1 pseudogene is annotated in these 230 nt (G+C 27.8%); it reads left to right on the plus strand.

Features of this window, described 5'->3' with window-relative positions:
* A pseudogene (locus tag CAMP5121_RS08095) lies at positions 1 to 230 on the plus strand (hypothetical protein); the annotation flags it as partial.

Consider the following 230-nt stretch of genomic DNA (forward strand, 5'->3'; position numbering starts at 1 on the left):
AGTAGATACTAAAAATACCCCATTAGCTTATAATGCTGTCTTAGTAGGAGAAATCTATGGGGGTAAAATCATACAAGGTAATGCTTATAAAAACACTATAGATATAAAAGACTTACAAACCTTATTAGCATTAAATACTAATGTAGAAGTAAAAGCACTCTTAGACTTTTATGCAGGTGTAACTAATAATGGTATAGCTAATGATAATAGCATTAGTATTAATCTAAAAA

The organism is Campylobacter sp. 2352 PW (assembly GCF_024723575.1).
GTDB lineage: Bacteria > Campylobacterota > Campylobacteria > Campylobacterales > Campylobacteraceae > Campylobacter_D.